Annotated in this window: 14 protein-coding genes; all 14 read left to right on the top strand. The window is 62.2% G+C overall.

Annotated elements, in window-relative coordinates:
* Positions 1-58: 58 nt before the first annotated feature.
* The 14 genes from OKW41_RS40505 (at position 59) to OKW41_RS40440 (ending at position 17,742) form a co-directional block, all read left to right on the top strand.
* On the top strand, positions 59-1,774 hold the full coding sequence (locus OKW41_RS40505) for a GMC family oxidoreductase (protein ID WP_429453798.1): 1,716 nt from the start codon (positions 59-61) through the stop codon (positions 1,772-1,774).
* A 289-nt stretch (positions 1,775-2,063) separates the two neighbouring features.
* Positions 2,064-2,843: an ABC transporter ATP-binding protein gene (locus tag OKW41_RS40500; RefSeq protein ID WP_018418872.1), complete on the top strand. Its 780-nt coding sequence runs from the start codon at positions 2,064-2,066 to the stop codon at positions 2,841-2,843.
* A complete protein-coding gene (locus OKW41_RS40495; RefSeq protein ID WP_429453800.1) occupies positions 2,840-3,598 on the top strand; it encodes an ABC transporter ATP-binding protein in 759 nt (252 codons plus the stop codon). The genes OKW41_RS40500 and OKW41_RS40495 overlap by 4 nt, the downstream gene beginning before the upstream one ends.
* Before the next feature lie 62 nt (positions 3,599-3,660).
* Positions 3,661-4,875, top strand: a complete 1,215-nt coding sequence (locus OKW41_RS40490; RefSeq protein ID WP_429453802.1) for an ABC transporter substrate-binding protein — start codon at positions 3,661-3,663, stop codon at positions 4,873-4,875.
* 189 nt (positions 4,876-5,064) lie between these two features.
* Complete coding sequence (locus tag OKW41_RS40485; protein WP_429575930.1) at positions 5,065-5,949, top strand: branched-chain amino acid ABC transporter permease; 885 nt, start codon at positions 5,065-5,067, stop codon at positions 5,947-5,949.
* Positions 5,949-6,920, top strand: a complete 972-nt coding sequence (locus OKW41_RS40480) for a branched-chain amino acid ABC transporter permease (RefSeq protein ID WP_429576546.1) — start codon at positions 5,949-5,951, stop codon at positions 6,918-6,920. The genes OKW41_RS40485 and OKW41_RS40480 overlap by 1 nt, the downstream gene beginning before the upstream one ends.
* 558 nt (positions 6,921-7,478) lie before the next feature.
* The gene (locus OKW41_RS40475) at positions 7,479-8,645 is read left to right on the top strand and encodes an ABC transporter substrate-binding protein (RefSeq protein ID WP_429575929.1); all 1,167 of its coding nucleotides are present in this window, start codon (positions 7,479-7,481) and stop codon (positions 8,643-8,645) included.
* A 419-nt stretch (positions 8,646-9,064) separates the two neighbouring features.
* Entirely contained in the window at positions 9,065-10,225 is a 1,161-nt protein-coding gene (locus tag OKW41_RS40470; RefSeq protein ID WP_429453808.1) for an ABC transporter substrate-binding protein, read from the top strand.
* A 219-nt stretch (positions 10,226-10,444) separates the two neighbouring features.
* Complete coding sequence (locus tag OKW41_RS40465; RefSeq protein WP_429575928.1) at positions 10,445-11,500, top strand: branched-chain amino acid ABC transporter permease; 1,056 nt, start codon at positions 10,445-10,447, stop codon at positions 11,498-11,500.
* A gap of 4 nt (positions 11,501-11,504) precedes the next feature.
* Positions 11,505-13,289: an ATP-binding cassette domain-containing protein gene (locus OKW41_RS40460; RefSeq protein ID WP_184051700.1), complete on the top strand. Its 1,785-nt coding sequence runs from the start codon at positions 11,505-11,507 to the stop codon at positions 13,287-13,289.
* A complete protein-coding gene (locus OKW41_RS40455) occupies positions 13,289-14,065 on the top strand; it encodes an ABC transporter ATP-binding protein (protein WP_429575927.1) in 777 nt (258 codons plus the stop codon). The genes OKW41_RS40460 and OKW41_RS40455 overlap by 1 nt, the downstream gene beginning before the upstream one ends.
* A 175-nt stretch (positions 14,066-14,240) precedes the next feature.
* The gene (mnmG, locus tag OKW41_RS40450) at positions 14,241-16,199 is read left to right on the top strand and encodes a tRNA uridine-5-carboxymethylaminomethyl(34) synthesis enzyme MnmG (protein ID WP_429575926.1); all 1,959 of its coding nucleotides are present in this window, start codon (positions 14,241-14,243) and stop codon (positions 16,197-16,199) included.
* Positions 16,196-16,879, top strand: coding sequence for a 16S rRNA (guanine(527)-N(7))-methyltransferase RsmG (rsmG, locus tag OKW41_RS40445; RefSeq protein ID WP_429575925.1), 684 nt, complete (start codon positions 16,196-16,198; stop codon positions 16,877-16,879). The genes mnmG and rsmG overlap by 4 nt, the downstream gene beginning before the upstream one ends.
* 71 nt (positions 16,880-16,950) lie before the next feature.
* Positions 16,951-17,742: a ParA family protein gene (locus OKW41_RS40440; RefSeq protein ID WP_429453818.1), complete on the top strand. Its 792-nt coding sequence runs from the start codon at positions 16,951-16,953 to the stop codon at positions 17,740-17,742.
* The last annotated feature ends 16 nt before the right edge of the window (positions 17,743-17,758 follow it).

The raw sequence follows: 17,758 nt of genomic DNA, 5'->3' as shown, positions 1-17,758 counted from the left end.
GCGTGGAAGCGATCGAGCAGCCACGCGTGCGCCGCAAAAATGCTTAGGAGGCTGAACGATGAGTCATACCGACAGTACGCCTCGCGCCGCACGGCGACTCGAAGGCGAGTTCGACTACGTCATCGTCGGCGCGGGTACCGCCGGCTGCGTGCTGGCGAACCGGCTCACCGAAGATCCCGACATCCACGTGCTGCTGCTCGAAGCCGGGGGGAAGGACGACTATCACTGGATTCACGTGCCGGTCGGCTACCTGTATTGCATCGGCAATCCGCGCACGGACTGGCTGTACAAGACCCAGGCCGAGCCGGGTCTGAACGGCCGCACGCTGTCGTATCCGCGCGGACGTGTGCTCGGCGGCAGTTCGTCGATCAACGGCATGATCTACATGCGCGGTCAGCGGGAAGACTACGACGAGTGGGCGCGTGTGACGAACGACAGGACGTGGTCCTGGAACGCGGTGCTGCCGGTCTTCAGGCGCAGCGAGGATCACCACGGCGGCGCCAACGAAGCGCACGGCGCGGGCGGACCGTGGCGCGTCGAGAAGCAGCGCCTCAAATGGAAGATTCTCGAAGAGTTCGCGCAAGCCGCGCAGCAAACCGGCATCCCCGCCACCGACGATTTCAATCGCGGCGATAACACCGGTGTCGGCTACTTCGACGTCAACCAGAAGCGTGGCATTCGCTGGAATGCGTCGAAGGCATTTTTGCGGCCCGCGTTGAAGCGGGAGAACCTCACTGTCATCACCGGTGCCCACACGCAGCGTGTCGTGTTCGATGGCCGCCGCTGCACCGGAGTCGAATATCGTGGCGGCGAGGTCGACTATCTCGCCAAAGCGCGTTGCGAAGTGATCCTTTCCGCCGGCGCGGTCAACTCGCCGCAACTGCTCGAATTGTCCGGTGTCGGCAATGGCGCGCGTCTGCAGAATCTCGGCATCGAGGTCGTTCAGGATCTGCGCGGTGTCGGTGAAAATCTGCAGGACCATCTGCAACTGCGCATGGCGTATCAGGTGCAGGGCGTGCGCACGCTGAATACGATGTCCGCGCACTGGTGGGGCAAGCTGATGATCGGCATGCAGTACGCGTTGTTTCAGAGTGGACCGATGTCGATGTCGCCGTCGCAACTCGGCGCGTTCGCGAAGTCCGACGCCGACGATCGCTCGTTGTCGCGACCTGATCTCGAGTATCACGTGCAGCCTTTGTCGCTTGATCGCTTCGGGGAACCGCTGCATCGCTTCAATGCGTTCACGGCTTCGGTGTGTCAGCTGCGCCCCACGTCGCGCGGCAGCATTCATATTGCGTCGGCCGATGCTTCCGCGCCACCGTTGATCGCGCCGAACTATCTGTCGACCGACTACGACCGCCGCGTCGCCGCGAACGCGTTACGTCTGACGCGTCGCATCGTCGCGGCGCCCGCGCTCGCGCGCTATCAGCCGCGGGAGATCCTGCCGGGCCTCCAGTATCAAAGTGAAGAAGAATTGCAGCAGGCCGCGGGCGCGGTCGGCACGACGATCTTCCATCCGGTCGGCACCTGCCGCATGGGCACGACCGACGATCCCGCCGCGGTCGTCGACAACCGGCTACGAGTTATCGGAGTCGAGGGCTTGCGTGTCGTCGATGCGTCGGTGATGCCCAACATCACGTCAGGTAACACCAATTCGCCGACGCTGATGATCGCCGAGCGCGCGAGCGACATGATCCGCGAGGATCGTCGCGCGCGCGTGAGCGGCAGCATGGCCGCGCATACCGGTGTGGCCGCGTCGATGTCAGCTGTGTGACATGACTCGGTGAGCGCATCGGTCAGGTTTTCCGCCGCGTACGTGAAGCGTGTGAACCGCGCGTCACATACGCACGGCGCGGGCCTCGTTCCCTAAGTGCAAATCCCAATGATTGCGCTGCATCATTGGCGCGACAATGGCAGCCATGCTGCGTGCCACGCCATGGATTACCGTACGGATTGGTGCAGCACGCCAAGGAGCGGCAAGGGGTGCCGCAAAAACAACAAGTCGCGCAGAGCTTCGCGCGGAAAGATCGTAGTGCTTCGCCTTACTCCGTATGGAAGGGAACATGATTCTCGGCGATACGATTCTCGAAACGCGCGGCCTCACCCGCGAGTTCAAAGGCTTTGTCGCCGTGAACGGCGTGAACCTGCGCGTGCGCCGTGGCTCGATCCATGCGCTGATCGGTCCCAATGGAGCGGGCAAGACCACCTGCTTCAATCTGCTCACCAAATTTCTCGAACCCACCGCGGGCCAGATCGTTTTCAACGGTGTCGATATCACCGGCGAACGGCCAGCTCAGATCGCGCGGCGCGGCATCATCCGTTCGTTCCAGATTTCCGCGGTATTTCCGCATCTGACGGCATTGCAGAACGTGCGCATCGGGTTGCAGCGCTCGCTCGGCACCGCGTTTCACTTCTGGAAGAGCGAGCGTACGTTGCGCCGTCTGAACGATCGCGCGATGGATCTGCTGACCCAGGTCGGCCTGACCGATTTCGCCGATGTGTTGACCGTCGAGCTCGCCTACGGCCGCAAGCGCGCGCTCGAAATCGCGACCACGCTCGCGATGGAGCCGGAACTGATGCTTCTCGACGAGCCCACGCAAGGCATGGGTCATGAGGACGTCGATCGCGTGACCGCGCTGATCAAGAAAGTGTCGGCCGGACGCACGATCCTGATGGTCGAACACAATATGAATGTGATCGCCGGTATCTCCGACACGATCACCGTGCTGCAACGGGGTGAAGTGCTCGCCGAGGGCAGCTACGCGGAAGTGTCGAAGAATCCGCTCGTGATGCAAGCCTACATGGGCAGCGCCGACGCGGCGCTCGCCGGAGCCCACGCATGAATACGACGGTCGAGCGCGAAGGCCTCGAAGCGAGCGAAACGAAAAGCGGCGCACCCGCGCTGGAAATCGCGGGACTGCAAGCCTGGTACGGGGAATCCCACATTCTGCACGGCGTCGATCTGTCGGTCGGCCGCGGCGAGGTCGTGACGCTGCTCGGGCGCAATGGCGCGGGCCGCACCACGACGCTACGCGCGATCATGGGCCTCACGGGTCGCCGTACCGGCTCGATCCGTATCGACGGACGCGAAACGGTCGGCTTGCCGACGCATCGCATCGCGCATTGCGGCATCGGCTATTGCCCGGAAGAGCGCGGCATTTTTTCGAGCCTGTCGTGCGAGGAAAATCTGCTGCTGCCGCCGCCCGTCGGCGAAAAGGCGCGCATGATGTCGCTCGAGGAAATCTACGCGATGTTCCCGAATCTGCACGAGCGGCGCATGAGTCAGGGCACGCGGCTCTCGGGCGGCGAACAACAGATGCTCGCGGTCGCGCGGATTCTGCGTACCGGCGCGAATCTGCTGCTGCTCGACGAAATCTCGGAAGGGCTCGCGCCCGTGATCGTGCAGGCGCTCGCACGCATGATCGTTACGCTGAAGGCGCGCGGCTACACGATCGTGATGGTCGAGCAGAACTTCCGTTTCGCCGCGCCGCTCGCGGATCGTTTCTATGTGATGGAGCACGGCATGATCGTCGAGCATTTCGGGGCTAGCGAGCTCGAAGGCAAGATGCCGGTGCTGCACGATTTACTGGGCGTATAGACACGGACACACGCGCGCCCGACTGCCTCTGATAACCACAAGCGAAGAACCAGGAGACATGCATGAAAAAGAACCCACTCGCGCGAATTGCCTCACTCTGTTTCACGGTCGCCGCCGGCACCGCACTGACGTTGGGCAGCGCGCAAGCGGCCGACGATGCCGTGAAGATCGGCTTCATCACGGACATGTCGGGGCTGTACGCGGATATCGACGGGCAGGGCGGTCTTGAAGCGATCCGGATGGCGGTCGCCGACTTCGGCGGCAAGGTCAACGGCAAGCCGATCACGGTGCTGTATGCGGATCACCAGAACAAGGCGGACATCGCGGCATCGCGCGCTCGCGAGTGGTTCGACCGCGACGGCGTGGACATGGTGGTCGGCGGCACGAACTCGGCGACCGCGCTCTCGACTAACACCGTCGCGGGCGAGAAGCACAAGGTCTATATCAGCGTCGGCGCCGGCGCCGATACGTTGACCAACGAGCAATGCACGCCGTACACGATCCACTACGCATACGACACGACCGCGCTCGCGAACGGCACGGGCTCGGCCGTGACGAAGCAGGGCGGCAAGACCTGGTACTTCCTGACGGCAGACTACGCATTCGGCAAGGCGCTCGAAAAAGCGACCTCGGACGTCGTGAAGGCGAACGGCGGCCAGGTGCTCGGCGCGGTGCGTCATCCGCTGTCGGCGTCGGACTTCTCGTCGTTCCTGCTGCAGGCGCAGGCGTCGAAGGCACAGATCCTCGGCCTCGCGAACGCGGGCGGCGACACGATCAACGCGATCAAGGCCGCGAAGGAATTCGGCATCACCAAGACGATGAAGCTCGCCGCGCTGCTGATGTTCATCGACGACGTGCACAGCCTCGGTCTCGAAACGACGCAAGGTCTCGTGCTGACCGACAGCTGGTACTGGAACAAGGACGCCGACACGCGTAAGTGGTCGCAGCGCTACTTCGACAAGATGAAGAAGATGCCATCGAGCCTGCAGGCTGCCGACTACTCGGCGACGATGAACTATCTGAAGGCGGTGCAGGCGGTGGGCTCGACCGATCCGGACAAGGTGATGGCGCAGTTGCACAAGACGAAGATCGATGACTTCTACGCGAAGGGCTACATCCGTCAGGACGGCAGCATGATCCACGACATGTACCTGATGCAGGTGAAGACGCCGGCCGAATCGAAGGAGCCGTGGGATTACTACAAGATCACTGCGACGATTCCGGGCGATCAAGTCTTCACGACCAAGGCGCAGACCCGCTGCGCGCTGTGGAAGTAAGCGCGGGCGCAGTGAGCGGTCGAGGACCGCGCAGACCTGAGAGAACCGCCGGCGCTGCAGGGGCACGCGCTGGCGGATGACCGTTTCAGATGCCGCACGCGATGGGCAGCGTCGCCGCTCGTCGCGTGCCGGCCGGATCGTGCGTCATCGATCTCACCTTGACGATGGCTTGAAGGGCTAAGGGCTTCAATGGACATCTTTGGCGTTCCGCTACCGGCGATGCTGAGCCAGCTTCTGCTCGGGCTCGTGAACGGCTCGTTCTACGCGATTCTGAGCCTCGGGCTGGCGATTATTTTCGGCTTGCTCAACGTGATCAACTTCGCGCATGGCGCGCTGTTCATGCTCGGGGCGATGCTCGCGTGGATGGGGCTGTCGTATTTCAATCTGCCGTACTGGGCGATGCTCGTGCTCGCGCCGCTGATCGTCGGACTGGTCGGCGTCGCGATCGAGCGCTCGATGCTGCGCTGGCTTTACAAGCTCGATCATCTGTATGGCCTGTTGCTGACGTTTGGCCTCACGCTGGTGATCGAAGGCGTGTTCCATTCGATCTACGGCTCGTCGGGCCAGCCGTACGACGTGCCGTCGGCGCTGTCGGGCGCGACCAATCTCGGCTTCATGTATCTGCCGAACTATCGCGCATGGGTCGTCCTCGCGTCGCTCCTCGTATGCTTTGCGACCTGGTTCGTGATCGAGAAGACGCGGCTTGGCGCGTATCTGCGCGCGGGCACCGAAAACCCGAAGCTCGTCGAGGCGTTCGGCGTCAACGTGCCGCTGATGATCACGCTGACCTACGGCTTCGGCGTCGCGCTCGCGGCGTTTGCCGGCGTGCTCGCCGCGCCGGTGATTCAGGTCTCGCCACTGATGGGCCAGTCGATGATCATCACCGTGTTCGCGGTGGTCGTGATCGGCGGCATGGGCTCGATCATGGGCTCGATTCTGACCGGCCTGATGCTCGGCGTAGTCGAAGGACTCACGCGTGTGTTCTACCCCGAGGCGTCGGCGACCGTCGTCTTCGTGATCATGGCGCTCGTGCTGCTCGTGCGTCCGGCGGGTCTTTTCGGCAGGGAAAAATGATGCAGAGAAAAGTGCTCTACGGTCTGCTGCTGATCGTGCTGCTCGCGGTGCCGGTGCTCGGCATCTATCCGCTCTTCGTGATGAAGGTGCTGTGCTTCGCGCTGTTCGCGGCCGCCTTCAATCTGCTGATCGGCTATACGGGCTTGCTGTCCTTTGGTCATGCGATGTTTCTCGCGTCGGCCGGTTACGTCACCGGCTATGCGATGCAGACGCTCGGCTTTTCGCCGGAGCTCGGCGTGCTGAGCGGCACCGCGGCGGCGACGCTGCTTGGGCTCGTCGTCGGCTTCTTCGCGATTCGCCGTCAGGGTATCTACTTCGCGATGGTGACGCTCGCGCTCGCGCAGATGGTCTACTTCGTGTTCCTGCAGGCGCCGTTCACGCACGGGGAAGACGGTCTGCAAGGCGTGCCGCGCGGCAAGCTGTTCGGCGTGCTCGATCTCTCTTCGGACGTCGCGCTATATTTCGTCGTGCTCGCGGTGATCGTCGCGGCTTTCCTGCTGATCGTGCGGATCGTGCATTCGCCGTTCGGGCAGGTGCTCGTCGCGATCAAGGAAAACGAGCCGCGCGCGGTGTCGCTCGGATACGACACCGACCGTTTCAAGCTGCTCGCATTCATCCTGTCGGCCGGCATTGCGGGTCTCGCGGGTTCGCTGAAGGTGCTGGTCCAGGGCTTCGAAACGCTGAGCGATGCCTATTGGACGATGTCCGGCCTCGTGATCCTGATGACGCTGGTGGGCGGCATGGGCACGCTGTTCGGGCCGTTGCTCGGCGCCGCGTTGATCGTGTCGCTCGAAGACAGGCTCGGCGATATCGGCGCGGCACTCGCGTCGATGACCGGCATCGACTGGTTCCGCTCGCTCGGCGAATCGGTGACGATCGTCACGGGGGTGATTTTCATCGCGTGTGTGCTGGCGTTCCGGCGCGGCATCGTCGGTGAGATCGTCGCGCGAGTGCGACCGTTGCGGGCTTGAGATTGGCTGTTTGATCCCGCCCGCGTGGTCGCTCGCTTGATGCGGTGCGATACGAAATTGCTTCGACATCCGATCTAATTGTGGCTCGTGCTGAAGGTCCGCTGGATCAAGGGCTCGGGCGAACCTGTGGCAAACCGTGTGGCGAAATGCGTCCTACGCGCCCCAATCTGGTGCCGCAGTGCACCACTAGGGTAATTGCTAGTTGTGACTGTTGGGGTGGTCGTTTAATCTTCATGCAGTTCTGATGCACCACGAATTTGCAGGTGGAGAACGAGGAGACAAGTGAGGCACTCAGTGCCCAGAAGAAAGCGCTGTTGGATTGATATCCAACAGCGCTTTTTTATTTGTGTTTATCGAATTTTTTGACGCGATCTCCCGGCTATTTCACGCGCCATTTTTTACTCTCCGCCAGCCGCTGCAGGTAAACATCACAAGCCTGCGAAACGCTTGCAGCACGGCGCTTGCGTCCGCTACACTCGCTATTCACCGACCACTGGGTTGGCAATTAAATCCGCGGATTTAATTGCAATTGAATAACGGGGTTAATAGAGGAGCAGGATGAAGTCGGCATTGCGTTGGATCAGCGCGGCATTGGTCGCCACAGGGGTCTCGGCTGCTTGGAGCGGCCATCCATTCGCGGACGTGAAAATCGGCGTCACCGTGTCGGCAACAGGGCCGGCCGCATCGCTCGGCATTCCGGAAAAGAACACGATCGCGCTGCTGCCGAAAGAAGTGGCGGGCCAGAAGATCGACTACATCGCCCTCGACGACGCAACCGACTCCACCCAGGCGGTCAAGAACGCCCGCAAGCTCACTAGCGAAGACCACGTCGATGCACTGATCGGCTCGACCGTCGTGCCGAACTCGCTTGCCATGATCGACATCGCTGCCGAAACCTCGACGCCGATGATCTCTCTGGCCGCGGCCGCGGGCATCGTCGAGCCGATGGACGCGAAGCGTGGATGGGTCTTCAAAACGCCGCAAAACGACATTCTGATGGCCACGGCGATTGCGGAGCACATGGGCAATCACGGCGTGAAGACGGTCGCGTTCATCGGCTTTTCCGACGCGTACGGCGAGAGCTGGTTCAAGGAATTCAGCAAAGCCGCTGACTTCGCGAAGATCAAGATCGTCGCGAACGAGCGCTTCGCGCGCAACGATGCATCGGTCACGGGCCAGGTGCTGAAGATGATGTCGCAGAACCCGGACGCGGTGCTGATCGCCGGTGCGGGCACGCCGGCCGCGCTGCCGCAGAAAACGCTGAAGGAGCGCGGCTACAAGGGCAAGTACTATCAGACGCACGGCGTCGCGAACAACGACTTCCTGCGCGTGTGCGGCAAGGATTGCGAAGGCACGTGGCTGCCCGCTGGCCCACTGCTGGTCGCCGAGCAACTTCCCGAGGCGAATCCGGTGAAGAAAAGCGCGCTCGCGTACAAGCATGCGTATGAAACGGCGTATGGCGCGGGGTCGGTGTCGACGTTCGGCGGTCACGCATGGGACGCGGGTCTGCTGCTGCAGCATGCGATCCCGCTCGCGTTGAAGAAGGGGCAGCCAGGCACGCCGGCATTCCGCGAGGCGCTGCGTGCCGCGCTCGAAGGCACGAAAGATCTGCCCGCGTCGCACGGCATCTTCAGCATGAGCGGGAACGACCATGCCGGCCTCGATCAGCGGGCGCGCGTGATGGTGCAGATCGTCGACGGCAAGTGGAAGCTCGCCGGCGACTGAGCGAAGGCTCTGCGCCACGGGACCTCATCGAAACAGACGCGTGCAGTTGACGCGTCTTTTTTATTACCCGGGCCGGGTGTCGGCATCGCGCAGAAATGTGGTTTCGCTGCTTCAGGACAAACCCGCATTTGGCGCACGCTCTCTTGACCGTCGATAATGCAGAACGCAAACTACTAACATATTAGTGGTTTATGAGATGCCTGATTGGAATAAAGCCGCGGCACAGAAACGCGGTGTATGACGCGAATGCGCACTCGCGCGACGCGAGAGGAGCGGTACCCAGCGTAGCTGGGGAAGGTATGCGCGCCGAGCAGGGAAAACCATGCTTGGCACACCTGAACCCGCTCACTAGATTCAAACACCCGGCCCAGCAAGCCGGTTTACAGATAGGCGCTTTTCAAAGCGTTTGGAGACTCGCAATGAAAAAGACAAGGCATTGGGTACGCACCGGCATCGCGATGGCGCTGATGTGCGGCGCGGGGGCTGCATTCGCGCAGGTGAAGATCGGCGTCACGTTGTCGACGACGGGGCCGGCCGCGTCGCTCGGGATTCCTGAAAAGAACACGATCGCGTTGCTGCCGAAGGAGATCGGCGGCAAGAGCGTGCAGTACATCATCCTCGACGACGGGTCGGACACCAGCAAGGCCGTGCAGAACACGCGCAAGCTGATCGACGAAGACCACGTCGACGCGATCATCGGCTCGACCGTCACGCCGAATTCGCTGGCGATGCTCGATCCGGCCGCTGAGGGCAAGACGCCGGTGATCTCGCTCGCGGCATCGGCCGCGATCATCCAGCCGATGGATGCGAAGCGCGCATGGGCATTCAAACCGCCTCAGAACGACAGCCTGATGGCCGAAGCGATCGCCGATTACATGCAGCATCACGGCGTGAAGACGGTCGGCTTCATCGGATTCTCGGACGCATACGGCGACAGCTGGAACACGACGTTCGACGCCGCCGCGAAAGCGCACAACCTGAAGATCGTGTCGAACGAGCGCTTCAACCGCACCGATGCATCGGTGACGGGCCAGGTGCTGAAGACGATGGGCGCGAATCCCGACGCGGTGCTGATCGCGGGCTCGGGCACGCCGTCGGCGCTGCCGGCCAAGACGCTGAAGGAGCGTGGCTACAAGGGCAAGATCTATCAGACTCACGGGGTCGCGAACAACGACTTCCTGCGTGTGTGCGGCAAGGATTGCGAAGGCGAACTGCTGCCGGCCGGTCCGATTCTCGTCGTCGATCAATTGCCGGATTCGAACCCGGTGAAGAAGTCGTCGGAAGCCTATAAGAACGCCTATGAGAAGGCTTATGGCGCGGGTTCGGTCGCGACCTTCGGCGGCCACGCATGGGATGCCGGCCAGATGTTGCAGGCTGCGATTCCGGTCGCGCTGAAGACCGCCCAGCCGGGCACGCCGGAGTTCCGCGTGGCGCTGCGCAACGCGCTCGAAAACATCAAGGAGCTGCCAGTGTCGCACGGCATCATGAACACCACCGCGAACGACCACAACGGCCTCGACCAGCGCGCACGCGTGATCGTGCAGATCGTCGACGGCAAGTGGAAGTTGCAGAACAACTAAGACTATTTACAAAAACAAGTAGCGGTACGCGCCTCTCGCGCAATCTGCGGTGCATGAGGCCGCATTGCCATTGTGTTCGACGACAATGGCATCGACCGCCGCGCCGCGTCCCGGCGCGGCGGTTGTCTTTTCAGACATGCAGACCGATGGCCGGCTTCGCACCGCGCCGTCGCGATTGTTTCCCGGTTTTTCGATTTCGACGCTTCAGGACGAGGAAGTATGGATCTATCAATTGCGGCGATCCTCGCGCAGGACGGCATCACGACCGGCGCGATCTACGCGCTGCTCGCGCTTGCGCTGGTGCTGGTGTTCTCCGTCACGCGGGTGATCTTCATCCCGCAAGGGGAGTTCGTTTCGTACGGTGCGTTGACGCTCGCCGCACTGCAAACGCAGAAGTTTCCGGCCACCTGCTGGCTGTTGATGGCGATGGGCGCGGCATGCTTCGTCGTCGAGACGGCGGCCGTGTTGCGGCATGCTGGGCGGCGTCGTCATGCCGCGCGCACGCTGCCCGTGCTGGCGGGGAAGTACCTGCTGTTTCCGATCGCGGTGTACGCGCTCACGCGCGGCATCTTCCTGCAACCGCTGCCGATGATCGTGCAGATCGCGCTGACGCTGCTGATCGTGATTCCGATGGGTCCGTTCGTGTATCGCCTTGCCTACGAGCCGATCGCGGAGGCGACCACGCTGCTGCTGTTGATCGTCGCGGTGGCCGTGCATTTCGCGATGGTCGGTCTCGGACTCGTGATGTTCGGCGCCGAAGGCTCGCGCACCAACGCGTTTTCCGATACGACGTTCAACATCGGCACGTTGTCGATCTCCGGCCAGAGCCTGTGGGTAATCGGCACCGCGGTCGTGCTGATCGGCACGCTGTATCTGTACTTCGATCGCTCGATCTCGGGCAAGGCATTGCGCGCGACGTCGGTGAACCGGCTCGGCGCACGGCTTGTCGGCATCGGCACGACGCAGGCGGGACGTCTCGCGTTCACGCTTGCGGCGGGGCTCGGCGCACTGTGCGGCATCCTCGTCGCGCCGCTCACGACGATCTACTACGACTCGGGCTTCCTGATCGGTTTGAAGGGCTTCGTGGGCGCGATCATCGGCGGTCTGGTCAGCTATCCGCTGGCGGCGGCCGGCTCGATTCTCGTTGGTCTGCTGGAGTCGTATTCGTCGTTCTGGGCTAGTGCTTATAAGGAAGTGATCGTGTTCACGTTAATCATCCCGGTGCTGCTGTGGCGCAGTCTTGCGAGCCCGCACGCCGAAGAGGAAGAGGAGTGACACGATGAAACGAATCATGCAAAAGAAGTTCTTCTGGTTGTTCCTCGTGGTGCTGTTCGCTTTGCCGGTTCTGCCGCATCCGATCCATGTACCCGAGTACTGGGTCACGCTGCTGAACTACATCGGCCTCTATTCGATCGTCGCGATCGGCCTTGTGCTGTTGACCGGCATCGGCGGGATGACGAGCTTCGGGCAGGCCGCGTTCGTTGGCATCGGCGCGTATGCAACCGCGTATCTGACGACGAACTTCGGCGTGTCGCCGTGGCTCGCACTGATCGCGGGCGTGATCGTCACTGCGCTGGTTGCGCTGATGCTCGGTCTTGTGACGATGCGCCTATCCGGCCACTTTCTGCCGCTCGGCACGATTGCGTGGGGGCTCGCGCTGTTCTACCTGTTCGGCAATCTCGACATGCTCGGCAAGTACGACGGCATCAACGGCATCCCGGTGTTGAATGTTTTCGGGATCAATCTTGAGTCCGGCCGCCATATCTATTACCTGATCTGGGTGGTCGTGCTCGGTGCGGTCGTCTCTGTTCAGAATCTGCTTAATAGCCGGCCGGGTCGCGCAATCCGCGCGTTGCGCGGCGGTGGTCTGATGGCCGAGGCAATGGGCGTCAACACCGGCTGGATGCGCGTCGTGATTTTCGTCTATGCGGCGGTGCTTGCGTCGGTCTCGGGTTTTCTGTACGCGCACTTGCAGCGCGCCGTGAATCCGACGCCGTTTGGACTGAATCACGGCATCGAGTTCCTGTTCATGGCGGTGGTGGGCGGCGTCTCGCACGTCTGGGGCGCGGTGCTCGGCGCGGCGATCCTGACCGTGCTGCAGGATTATTTGCAGACGCTGCTGCCAAAACTGCTCGGCGAGAACGGCAACTTCGAAGTGATCGTGTTCGGCATCATCATGGTGCTGCTTCTGCAGTACGCGCGGCAGGGCGTATGGCCGTTCGTCGCGCGCTTTTTCCCGCGCGGCCCGCGGGCGCATCTCGCAGATCACGCGGATCCTCTGCCGCAGCGCAACAAGCCACAGACCGGCGAAGACCTGCTGACGGTGAACAAGGCGCGCAAGCAGTTCGGCGGTCTCGTCGCGGTGAACGACGTCAGCTTCGAGGTCAAAGCAGGGCAGATCATCGGGCTGATCGGACCGAACGGCGCAGGCAAGTCGACGACCTTCAATCTCGTGACCGGCGTGCTGCAGGCGACAAGCGGCGAGATCACATTCCGCGGCGAGCGCATCGATGCGCTGAGTTCACGTGAAATCGTCAAGCGCGGCATCGGCCGGACGTTCCAGCACGTGAAGCTGCTGCCGGGTATGACCGTGCTCGAGAACGTCGCGATCGGTGCGCATCTACGTGGCCATGCGGGCGTGTGGCGCAGTGTCGTGCGGCTGAACAGCTCCGAAGAGCAGCGGTTGATGGCCGAAGCCGCTCGGCAGATTCGTCGCGTCGGCCTCGAACAGCACATGTATGACGAAGCGGGTAGCCTGGCGCTTGGTCAACAGCGGATTCTCGAAATTGCGCGCGCCCTGTGCTGCGACCCGACTCTGCTATTGCTCGATGAACCGGCCGCTGGTCTCCGGTATCAGGAAAAGCTTCAGCTCGCCGAACTGCTGCGCAGACTGAAGACTGAAGGGATGAGCGTGCTGCTCGTCGAGCACGATATGGATTTCGTGATGAATTTGACGGACCGGCTCGTGGTGATGGAGTTCGGCACGCGGATCGCAGAGGGCCTGCCGCAGGAAGTCCAGCAGGATCCGGCGGTGCTCGAAGCGTATCTGGGTGGGGTGGAATGATGGACAACATGACAACGACCGGCGTGGCGGCGGCGGGACCGATTCTCGGAGTGAGCCAATTGTCCGTCCGCTACGGCAAGGTTGAAGCGCTGCACAATGTGGCGATCAAGGTGCGGGCGGGGCAGATCGTCTCCGTGATCGGCCCGAACGGCGCGGGAAAGTCGACGCTGCTGAATGCGATCATGGGCGCGTTGCCGACGTCCGGTCATGCGAAAGGCGCGGTTTCCTATCAGGGCGACGACGTCAGCGCGATGCCGGTCGAAAAACGCGTTGCGCTTGGTATCTGCCTGGTGCCGGAAAAGCGCGAGCTTTTCGCTTCGATGACCGTCGAGGACAATCTGCTGCTTGGCGCCTACCGGCGCAAGCGAGCAGGGGAGCGCAACTTTCTCGATCAGCTGGAACCGGTGTTCGAACTGTTTCCGCGGCTGAAGGAGCGGCGCAAGCAGGCGGCCGGCACGCTTTCCGGCGGCGAGCGGCAGATGCTCGCGGTTGGCCGCGCCCTGATGGGCAAGCCCGATCTGCTAATGCTGGACGAGCCGAGCCTCGGTCTCGCGCCGCTGATCGTGAAGGAAATCTTTCACATCATCAGCGCGTTGCGGCAGACGGGCGTCGCGACGCTGCTGATCGAGCAGAATGCGCGCGCTGCATTGCAGATCTCGGACTACGGCTACGTGCTGGAAACCGGCGAGTTGGCGCTGGAAGGACCGGCAACCGACCTCGCGCAAAATCCCCAGGTGATCGAAACCTATCTCGGTCTTGCCAAAAAGGTCGCATAAGCCCGCACTTATTTCGCTGATCGCTGTCGCTGGAAGCGGTGTGTTTCACGTGAAACACACCGCTTTTTTATTGTTTCACCATTCGGACGAAATTCGGGCCGAAACTGAACCCGTTATAATTCGCCCATACATTTCTTTTGAAGGCTCACGCGACGATCTGGCGTGAGATCCCGCGATGCTTTTTCCCACAGAATTTGACGTAATCGTCGTCGGTGGCGGTCATGCCGGCACCGAAGCTGCTTTGGCGTCGGCGCGCATGGGCAACAAAACGCTGCTTTTGACCCATAACATCGAGACTCTTGGTCAGATGAGCTGCAATCCGTCGATTGGCGGTATTGGGAAAGGCCATCTGGTCAAGGAGGTCGACGCGCTGGGTGGCGCCATGGCGGCCGCTACCGACGAAAGCGGCATCCAGTTTCGGATCCTGAATTCGTCGAAAGGACCGGCGGTCCGCGCGACGCGCGCTCAGGCTGACCGCGTGCTGTACAAAGCGGCGATCCGCCATCGTCTAGAGAATCAGCCGAACCTCTGGCTATTTCAGCAGGCCGTCGACGATCTGATGGTGGAGGGCGACCGCGTAGTCGGCGCCATCACGCAAGTGGGTATTCGTTTCCGGTCGCGCGCGGTGGTTCTAACCGCGGGCACGTTCCTCGACGGCAAGATTCACGTGGGGTTGAACAACTACACCGGCGGACGCGCGGGCGACCCGGCTGCGGTTTCGCTGTCGGCGCGGTTGAAAGAGCTGAAGCTACCGCAGGGCCGGCTTAAGACTGGTACGCCACCGCGAATCGACGGTCGCACGATCGACTATTCGCAGCTCGAAGAGCAGCCCGGCGATCTGGACCCGGTGCCGGTGTTCTCATTCCTCGGGCGTGTCGAGCAGCACCCGCGCCAGGTGCCGTGCTGGGTCACGCATACGAATCAACGGACACATGACATCATTCGCGGCGGTCTCGATCGTTCGCCAATGTACACGGGCGTGATCGAGGGGGTGGGCCCACGCTATTGCCCGTCGATCGAGGACAAGATTCACCGGTTTGCGTCGAAGGAATCGCATCAGATCTATCTCGAGCCGGAAGGTCTGACGACCAACGAGTTCTATCCGAACGGGATCTCGACGAGCCTGCCCTTCGACGTGCAGCTCGAGCTGGTGCGTTCGATGCGCGGCCTCGAGCATGCGCATATCCTGCGCCCGGGCTACGCGATCGAGTACGACTATTTCGATCCGCGTGGCCTGAAGGCATCCCTAGAAACGAAGGTGATCAGTGGCCTGTTCTTCGCCGGACAGATCAACGGTACGACCGGCTACGAAGAGGCAGCTGCACAGGGCACTCTGGCCGGCATCAACGCCGGTCTGTTCGTGCAAGGCAAGGAAGCATGGTGTCCGCGTCGCGACCAGGCTTATCTCGGCGTGCTCGTGGACGATCTAGTCACGCGCGGGGTGTCCGAGCCGTACCGGATGTTCACGAGCCGCGCGGAGTACCGTCTCAGCTTGCGCGAAGACAACGCCGATATGCGGCTGACGGAGATCGGGCACGAACTCGGCGTGGTCGATGACGCCCGCTGGGACGCCTTCAGTCGCAAGCGGGACGCTGTTTCACGTGAAACACAGCGCTTGCGTTCAACCTGGGTCAATCCTAAGACCTTATCGGCAGAAGAGGCGACCGCCTTGCTTGGCAAGTCAATTGACCACGAATACAGACTCGCGGACCTGCTGCGTCGTCCGGGCGTCAGCTACGACGGCGTCTGCGGGCTTCGTGACGGCACTTGTGGCGCGCCCGAGGCCCTTGCGGAAGACCCCGTGCTGCTCGCGCAAATCAAGGAACAGATCGAAATCGGCGTCAAATATCAGGGCTATATCGACCGACAGGCCGGTGAGATCGAACGCAACGAGGCGCAAGAGAACACGCGTCTGCCTGAAGGACTGGACTACACCGAGGTGCGTGGGCTGTCGTTCGAAGCTCGCCAGAAGTTGATGCAGTTCCGGCCGGAAACGATCGGACAGGCGTCGCGTATTTCCGGTATCACGCCTGCCGCCATCTCGCTGCTGATGGTCCATCTGAAGCGTGGCCTCGGGCGTCGTCCGTCGAAGTCCGCCGAGCCCGGCGCCGACAGCACGCCGGTGGTTCAATGACGGTAGCGCAGAGGGGAATTGACCAGCAGGCCTTGGCGTCATTGCTGGCGGACGGTGTCGGTGAACTTCGTCTCGAACTCAGCGACGCGCAGCAGCGCAAGCTGCTCGATTACGTCGCGCTGCTCGCGAAGTGGAACAATGTCTACAACCTGACAGCGATCCGCGATCCGAGGCAGATGCTAATCCAGCACATTCTCGATTCGCTATCGATCGTGCCGCACCTGGCGCCGCGCGGGCCGTCGTCGGTGCTCGACGTCGGTTCGGGCGGGGGGCTGCCGGGCATCGTGCTCGCGATCGTGCTGCCCGATTGGACCATCACGACGAACGACATCGTCCATAAGAAGACTGCCTTTCAGTCGCAGGCGAAGGCGGAACTGGGCCTCGCGGACCTGTCGGTTGTGACCGGTCGGGTGGAGACGCTGCGGCCTGGCGCCGAAGTACCGGCAAAGTTCGACGTAATTGTCTCGCGCGCGTTCGCAGAACTCTCGGATTTCGTTACACTGGCCCGTCATCTGGTTGCGGAGCAGGGCGCAATTTGGGCGATGAAGGGTATGCGGCCGGATGCCGAAATCGCGCGTCTGCCGGCGGGCGCCCACGTGGAACAGATCATCCGGCTGAACGTGCCGTCGCTCGACGCCGAGCGGCATCTGATCGAGGTACGAGTGGACCCCGAAAGCTGACGGCCGCCTCGGCCTGTAAGCACCCTCAACGATTTTCACTTCATCCAAGCAGCAAAAGGGACACACCAACGATGGCAAAAATCTTCTGCGTTGCGAACCAGAAGGGCGGCGTCGGCAAGACGACCACCACAGTCAATCTGGCCGCGAGCCTGGCAGCGCAGGGACAGCGAGTCCTTCTCATCGATCTGGACCCGCAAGGCAACGCCACGATGGGCAGCGGTATCGACAAGGCCGAATGTGCGAACACGGTCTACGAGGTGCTCGTGGACAACGTGTCGGTGGCCGATGCGCGCGTACGGCCCGAGGCGGTCGGATACGACGTGCTTCCCGCGAACCGTGAGCTCGCGGGCGCCGAGGTCGAACTCGTCAGCATGCAGAATCGCGAGCGTCAATTGAAGGCGGCGCTCGCCGGAGTCGAGGGCGAGTACGATTTCGTGCTGATCGATTGCCCGCCGGCTTTGTCACTGCTGACGCTCAACGGACTATGCGCCGCGCACGGCGTCGTCATTCCGATGCAGTGCGAATACTTCGCGCTCGAAGGGCTGTCCGACCTCGTCAACACGATCAAGCAGGTCCATGCGAATCTGAATCGCGACCTCAAGGTGATCGGTCTGCTGCGCGTCATGTTCGATCCGCGCATTACGTTGCAACAGCAAGTCTCGGATCAATTGAAAGAGCACTTCGGCGACAAGGTCTTCGACGCGGTGATTCCACGCAACGTGCGATTGGCCGAGGCGCCCAGCTACGGGCTGCCCGGTGTGGTGTTCGACAGGGCGTCGCGAGGCGCGCAGGCGTACGTGCAGTTCGGCGTCGAAATGATTGAGCGGGTGCGCGCGCTGAATGACGCGCCCCAGGCATCCTAAGCGGATCGAGGAAGCA

Origin of the sequence: Paraburkholderia sp. UCT70, assembly GCF_050434085.1 — a bacterium.
GTDB lineage: Bacteria > Pseudomonadota > Gammaproteobacteria > Burkholderiales > Burkholderiaceae > Paraburkholderia > Paraburkholderia tuberum.
The sequence above is the reverse complement of the archived record's forward strand: the minus strand, read 5'-3'. Positions and strand labels throughout refer to the sequence as shown.